Genomic DNA, 6732 nt, shown 5'->3' with positions numbered 1-6732 from the left:
TGACTTTTGGCACGCTGTTGAGTTCTCAAGGAACGGACACTTCCTTCGAGCCGCATTCCTGCGGGCCCTCCGGGCGCTTCGTTCTTTCGTGTTTCGAGCTTATCAGACCGTTTCCTCGGCGTTGACCGTGGGTTTACGTTCTCGACTTGCTCTGTTTACCGCCGTTGCGCGGCGACCTGAGCAACGATAGCGGGTCGGCGGCCGAGTGCCTAATCGAGGCGCGGGTGGATCACTCGGACGGCAGTCCTGCCCGTGTGGGCAGGGCTGAGGGGGCGTCACCCGGATGCCGTAGAGTGCGGCGCGTTGGCCAAGAGGACTAGACCACTTGAGGGCGGCCGGTCCGGAGGAGAGGGTGCGCGAAGGTCGGTTCGTGCGCGGCGGGGTGGACGTCGGGATCGATCTTCACTCGGGCGACTCGTGAGCGTTACGTCATGAAATGTCCGAGTTGACGTAATTTGGGTTCCGTCGATCACCGGGCCGCTGCCCCGCGGCCGCACGCGATGTACTCCGTACCTGGGAGGCTCCACCATGACCACTGTGACGTCGCCGCTCGCCGGACGTGCTGTCGGCCTCGCCAATGTGCCCGACCCGGTGTTCGCCGGAGCGATGGTGGGGCCCGGGACGGCGATCGATCCGTTGCGGGAGCCGATCGAGGCGCTGTCGCCGGTGGACGGGCAGGTGGTGTCGATGCATCCGCACGCGTTCGTGGTGATGGACGAGAACGGGCACGGGGTGCTGACGCATCTGGGGATCGACACCGTGCAGCTGAATGGGGAGGGGTTCGAACTCCTCGTGCACAAGGGGGACCGGGTGAAGCGGGGGCAGCCGGTGATCAAGTGGAATCCGGCGGCGGTGGAGGCGGCGGGGAAGTCGCCCATCTCGCCGATCGTGGCGTTGGAGGCCTCGGCGGAGCAGCTGAGCGGGGTGGCCGAGTCGGGTGAGATCACGGCCGGCGGCGAGCTGTTCATCTGGAACTGACGGCGACGACGGGCGAAGGGGTTCGGGCCATGGAGCGGATGCTGCGCGGTGTGGGCGTGAGTCACGGGGTTGCCATCGGGCCGGTGCGGCACATGGGTACGGCGGTGCTGGAGCCGCCGTCCGCCCAGATCTCGGCTGCGGACGTGCCGCGCGAGCAGGCCAGGGCGCAGGCCGCGGTGGAGGCGGTGGCTGCGGATCTGATCGCGCGCGGGAATCTGGCGGGCGGTGAGGCGCAGGCGGTGCTGGAGGCGCAGGCGCTGATGGCGCAGGATCCGGAGCTGATCGCGGATGTGAATCGGCGGATCTCGGAGGGCAACAGCGCGGAGCGTGGGGTGTACGACGCGTTCGAGGCGTACCGGACCCTGCTGGCTGCGGCGGGCGAGTACCTGGCGGGGCGGGTCGCCGACCTGGACGACGTGCGGAACCGGATCGTGGCTCGGCTGTTGGGGGTGCCGATGCCGGGGGTGCCGGACAGTGACGAGCCGTATGTGCTGCTGGCGCGGGACCTGGCGCCGGCGGACACCGCGTTGTTGGATCCGTCGCTGGTCCTGGGGTTCGTGACCGAGGAGGGCGGGCCGACGTCGCACAGCGCGATTCTGGCGCGGGCGCTGGGGGTGCCGGCGGTGGTGGCGCTGCCGCGGGCGACGGAGTTGGCGGAGGAGGTGGTGATCGCGGTCGACGGGTCGACCGGCGAGGTGGTGGTGGAGCCGTCGGCGGAGCGGCAGGCGGAGTTGCGTCGGCTGGCGGCGGAGCAGCAGGCGGCGTTGGCGGCGTCCTCGGGGCCGGGTCGGACGTCGGACGGGTTCATGGTGCCGTTGCTGGCGAACGTGGGTGGTCCGGCGGATCTGCCGGCGGCGTTGGAGCACGGGGCGGAGGGCGTGGGGCTGTTCCGGACGGAGTTCCTGTTCCTGGACGATTCGGCGAAGGCGCCGAGTGAGGACAAGCAGGTCCAGGCGTACCGGAAGGTGTTGGAGGCGTTCCCGGACGGCCGGGTCGTGGTGCGGGTGCTGGACGCGGGGGCGGACAAGCCGCTGGATTTCCTGACGCCCGGGGACGAGCCGAATCCGGCGTTGGGGGTGCGGGGGCTGCGGTCGCTGCTGGAGCACCCGGAGGTGTTGCGTTCACAGCTGCGGGCGTTGGCGCGGGCGGCGGAGGGGTTGTCGGCGCGGCTGGAGGTGATGGCGCCGATGGTGGCGGACCGGGAGGACGCGCGGGCGTTCGCGGAGGCCTGCCGGGAGGCGCGGTTGGACGCCAAGTACGGGGCGATGGTGGAGATTCCTTCGGCCGCGCTGCGGGCGGGGTCGTTGCTGCGGGAGGTGGAGTTCCTGTCGCTGGGGACGAACGACCTGGCGCAGTACGCGTTCGCGGCGGACCGGCAGGTGGGTTCGCTGGCGCGGTTGCAGGACCCGTGGCAGCCGGCGTTGCTGGATCTGATCGCGTCGGCGGCGGAGGCGGCGAAGGCGGCCGGTAAGAGCTGCGGGGTGTGTGGGGAGGCGGCTTCGGATCCGCTGCTGGCGTGTGTGCTGACGGGGCTCGGGGTGACCAGTCTGTCGATGGGGGCGGCGTCGATCCCGTATGTGCGGTCGGCGTTGTCGCAGGCGTCGTTGGCGCAGTGTCGGCAGGCTGCTGCGGCGGCGCGGGCGGCGGACTCGGCGGAGGAGGCCCGGGCGGCGGCGCGGCAGGTGTTGTCCGGGGTGTAGGCGTCCGGACGTTCGACTCCCGAGGGGTCGCTGCCACCGTGGGGGTTGGCGGCGGCCCCTCGGGTCCTTCGGGACCGTCGGGGTGTGGAGTGGTCAGTGCTTGCGAGTGGTGGCGAGCTGCTCGAAGAAACGCAGGTGGTCGAGGTTGTCGACGGAGCCGGGGTTGACCGCCTTGGTGAGGGGGGTGCCGCCCAGCAGGCGCTTGACGGGGACTTCGAGGCGCTTGCCGGTGAGGGTGTGCGGCAGGCCCTGGACGGTGATCACCTCGTCGGGGACATGGCGCGGGGAGAGCTCGGTGCGCAGCGAGGTGCGGATCCGAGCGGTCAGGTCGTCGTCCAGGACGGCGCCGGGGGCGAGCACGACGAACAGCGGCATCCAGTAGCCGCCGTCGGGTTCCTCGAGGCCGATGACCAGGGATTCGGCGATCTCGGGGAGGCGTTCGACGACCTCGTAGATGTCGGAGGAGCCCATCCGGACGCCCTGCCGGTTGAGGGTGGAGTCGGAGCGGCCGTGGATGACGATGGTGCCGCGGGTGGTGGCGGTGATCCAGTCGCCGTGGCGCCAGATGCCGGGGTAGGTGTCGAAGTAGCTGTCGTGGTAGCGGATGCCGTCGGGGTCGTTCCAGAAGCCGGTGGGCATGGACGGGAGCGGCTTGGTGACGACGAGTTCGCCGACCGCGTCGGTGAGGGGTCGGCCGGCCGGGTCCCAGGATTCGACGGCGGCGCCGAGGCAGGGGGCCTGGATCTCGCCGAGGTACACGGGGAGGGTGGGGACGCCGCCGACGAAGCAGGAGCAGACGTCGGTGCCGCCGCTGACGGAGGCGAGCCAGACGTCGGGCTTGACCTCGTCGTAGATCCACTGGAAGCCGTCGGGCGGCAGCGGGGAGCCGGTGGTGCCGAGGCAGCGGACGGCGGACAGGTCGAGGTCGCGTCCGGGGTGCAGCTCGGCCTTGCGACTGGCGATGACGTAGGCGGCGGAGGTGCCGAGGACGGTGGCGCGGGTGCGGGCGGCGACCGACCAGAGGGCACCGGTGTCGGGGTGTCCGGGGCTGCCGTCGTAGGTGACGATCGTGGTTCCGGTGAGCAGGCCGGCGAGGAGGAAGTTCCACATCATCCAGCCGGTGGAGGTGTACCAGAGGAAGCGGTCGTCCGGGCCGAGGTCGAGGTGGAGGGCGGCCTGCTTGAGGTGTTCGACCAGGATGCCGCCCTGGCTCTGCACGATGGCCTTGGGGAGGCCGGTGGTGCCGGAGGAGTAGAGCACCCAGAGCGGGTGGTCGAAGGGAACGGGCTCGAAGACCGGTTCGGTGTCGTGGGCGACCAGGTCGTCGTAGTGCAGGGCGCCTTCGGGGGCGGGGGTGTTCAGCAGCGGGACGTGGACGACCGTACGGAGGGTGGGGAGTTCGCGGCGGAGCTCGGCGACCACCTCGGTGCGGTCGTGGTTCTTGCCGCCGTAGTGGTAGCCGTCGACGGCGAACAGGACGGTCGGCTCGATCTGCTGGAGGCGGTCGAGGACGCTGCGGGCGCCGAAGTCGGGGGCGCAGCTGGTCCAGGTCGCGCCGACGGCGGCGGTGGCGAGCAGGGCGACGGCGGCCTGCGGAATGTTCGGCAGGTAAGCGCTTACCCGGTCGCCCGGGCGGACGCCGTTGGCGCGCAGGGCGGCGGCCAACGAGCCGACCTGGCGGCGCAGTTCGGACCAGCTGGTGGCGACGGGTTCGGCGGTGCGCTCGTCCAGGTGGAGGATCGCCGGGCGGTCGGCGTTGGCCGGGTCCTCGGCGGCGCGCAGGGCGTGCTCGGCGTAGTTGAGGGTAGCGCCGGGGAACCAGGTCGCGCCCGGCATGGTGGCGGGCTCGGCGAGGACGGCGGTGGGTGGGGTGTGGAAGCGCACGTCGAAGTACTCGGTGACGGCGGTCCAGAAGCGCGGGAGGTCGTCGGTGGACCAGCGGTGGAGGTCCGCGTAGCGGGTGGCGGCCTCGGCGTCGGTGGTGACCGGTGCGAGCGGGGCGGCCGGGGCTCCGTGGTGTTCGGCGGCCCAGCGCTGGAAGTCGACCAGCCGGCTGGCGGCGGCGCGGGCGGGGTCCGGGCGCCAGAGCGGCTCGGGGTCCGGGTGCTGCAGGTCCTGGGGGGTCGGAGGGGTACTCACGTGGTGGTCTCCAGGCCGGTGGGGACGGATGGGCTTGTGGCAGGCCGTCCGTGGGTTCTGACGGTGCAGACCATGCCATGTGATCGCCCGGTGGTCCAGGGTTCGTCCTGGTGGTGGACAGTGCGAGGTCGGCGGCGGGCGGCGCGGTGGTGGTGGGGTGGGTGCGGGCCGGGCCGGTCGGTTGCTGCGCGCCGGCCTGCGGTGCGGGCCGGTCGGATGGTGCGCGGTGGGTGGTGGGCGGCGACGGGGGGTGGTAGGACGGCGGGATGACGGTGGCTTATGACGTGGTGATCGTGGGTGGCGGGCACAACGGGCTGGTGGCGGCCGGGTATTTGGGGCGTGCCGGGCTGCGGGTGCTGGTGCTGGAACGGCTCGGGCACGTGGGTGGGGCGGCGGTCTCGGAGCGGGCGTTCCCGGGGGTGGATGCGCGGCTGTCGCGCTACTCGTACCTGGTGAGTCTGTTGCCGCGTCAGATCCTCTCGGACCTGGACGTGCGGGTGGACCTGCGGCGTCGGCGGATCTCCTCCTACACGCCGTGGGAGCGGGACGGGCGGTCCGGCGGGCTGCTGGTGGATGCCTCGGACGAGCGTCGAACGGCCGAGTCGTTCCGTGAACTGACGGGAAGCGAACGGGAGTTCGCGGCTTGGCAGGAGTTCTACGGGATGACCGGGCGGGTGGCGCAGCGGGTGTTCCCGTCGTTGACCGAGCCGCTGCCGTCGCGGGCGGAGTTGCGGACTCGGGTGAACGATGCGGCGGCCTGGGCGGAGTTGTTCGAGCGGCCGTTGGGCGAGGCCCTGGAGCGACGCTTCACGGACGACGTGGTGCGGGGAGTGGTGCTGACGGATGCCCTGATCGGGACGTTCACGCATGCGCACGATCCCTCGCTGCGACAGAACCGGTGCTTCCTCTACCACGTGATCGGCGGCGGCACGGGCGACTGGGACGTGCCGGTCGGCGGCATGGGCGCGGTAACCGGTGCCCTGGCGGCGGCGGCCCGGGCGGGCGGCGCGGAGTTCCTGACGGGGTGCGAGGTCGTCGCGGTGGACCCGGGCGGACCGGGGCGGCCGGCCGAGGTCGGATACCTGGACGCGGACGGGACGGAACGTCGGGTCGGCGCGCAGTGGGTGCTGTGCAACGCCGCCCCGGTGGAGCTGGCGCGGCTGCTGGGTGGGAGCGGCGAGGCGGGAGCGGGGCTGGTCCCGGAGAGCGGCGGAGGCGCTCCGGAGGGGGCGCAGCTGAAAGTCAACATGTTGCTTCGACGCCTTCCCCGGTTGCGGGACGAGGCGGTGGACGTGCGGGACGCGTTCGGGGGGACGTTCCACATCGCGGAGTCGTACCGGGAGCTGGAAAGCGCTTACCGAGTGGCTTCGGCGGGCCGACTCCCCTCTCCCGCGCCGTCCGAGATCTACTGCCATTCGCTGGCGGACCGCTCGATCCTCGGCCCGGACGTGCCGGCCGGCTGGCACACGCTCACCCTGTTCGGCCTGCAGCTGCCGGCGCGCCTGTTCGCCGGCGATCCGGAGGAGATGCGCCAGGCCGCGCTGGAGAGTGTGCTGGCCGCGCTCGACGGGGTGCTGGCGGAACCGCTCGCGGACTGCCTGGCGGTCGACGCAGACGGTCGGCCCTGCCTGGAGGTGCGCAGCCCGCTTGACCTGGAAGCCGATCTGCGGCTGCCGGGCGGCAACATCTTCCACCGGGACCTGGCCTTCCCGTTCCGATCGGAGGGAGGGGAACGCGGGGTTGGGGCGCTGGAGGGGGACCCCGGCCGGTGGGGCGTGGAGACTGCCGCGGCTCGGGTCCTGCTGTGCGGGGCCGGGGCGGTTCGCGGTGGCGGGGTCAGCGGGATTCCGGGGCACAACGCGGCGATGGCGGTGCTGGGGAGGTAGGCGCGGGGCCGGCAGCGGTGGCGGGCGGC

The 6732-nt window shown here is 72.1% G+C and carries 4 protein-coding genes; 3 read left to right on the top strand and 1 reads right to left on the bottom strand.

Going from position 1 to position 6732, the window contains the following annotated elements:
• Positions 1-528: 528 nt before the first annotated feature.
• Together ACIQF6_RS32015 and ptsP are read left to right on the top strand one after the other, a co-directional pair.
• A complete protein-coding gene (locus tag ACIQF6_RS32015) occupies positions 529-978 on the top strand; it encodes a PTS glucose transporter subunit IIA (RefSeq protein ID WP_400901329.1) in 450 nt (149 codons plus the stop codon).
• Positions 979-1007: 29 nt separating this feature from the next.
• A complete protein-coding gene (gene ptsP / locus ACIQF6_RS32010; RefSeq protein WP_400901327.1) occupies positions 1008-2678 on the top strand; it encodes a phosphoenolpyruvate--protein phosphotransferase in 1671 nt (556 codons plus the stop codon).
• 93 nt (positions 2679-2771) lie between these two features.
• Here ptsP and ACIQF6_RS32005 read toward each other — a convergent pair whose 3' ends face one another.
• A complete protein-coding gene (locus tag ACIQF6_RS32005) occupies positions 2772-4817 on the bottom strand; it encodes an acetoacetate--CoA ligase (RefSeq protein ID WP_400901325.1) in 2046 nt (681 codons plus the stop codon).
• A gap of 266 nt (positions 4818-5083) precedes the next feature.
• On the opposite strand from ACIQF6_RS32005, the gene ACIQF6_RS32000 reads away from it, so the two are divergent.
• On the top strand, positions 5084-6703 hold the full coding sequence (locus tag ACIQF6_RS32000) for a phytoene desaturase family protein (RefSeq protein WP_400901323.1): 1620 nt from the start codon (positions 5084-5086) through the stop codon (positions 6701-6703).
• Positions 6704-6732 lie beyond the last annotated feature (29 nt).

The organism is Kitasatospora sp. NPDC092948 (genome assembly GCF_044754805.1).
Taxonomy (GTDB): domain Bacteria; phylum Actinomycetota; class Actinomycetes; order Streptomycetales; family Streptomycetaceae; genus Kitasatospora.
The sequence above is the reverse complement of the archived record's forward strand: the minus strand, read 5'-3'. Positions and strand labels throughout refer to the sequence as shown.

Coding starts and splice junctions, on each gene's coding strand:
- ACIQF6_RS32015 (WP_400901329.1), top strand. CDS start 529: ATGACCACTGTGACGTCGCCGCTCGCCGGACGTGCTGTCGGCCTCGCC.
- ptsP (WP_400901327.1), top strand. CDS start 1,008: ATGGAGCGGATGCTGCGCGGTGTGGGCGTGAGTCACGGGGTTGCCATC.
- ACIQF6_RS32000 (WP_400901323.1), top strand. CDS start 5,084: ATGACGGTGGCTTATGACGTGGTGATCGTGGGTGGCGGGCACAACGGG.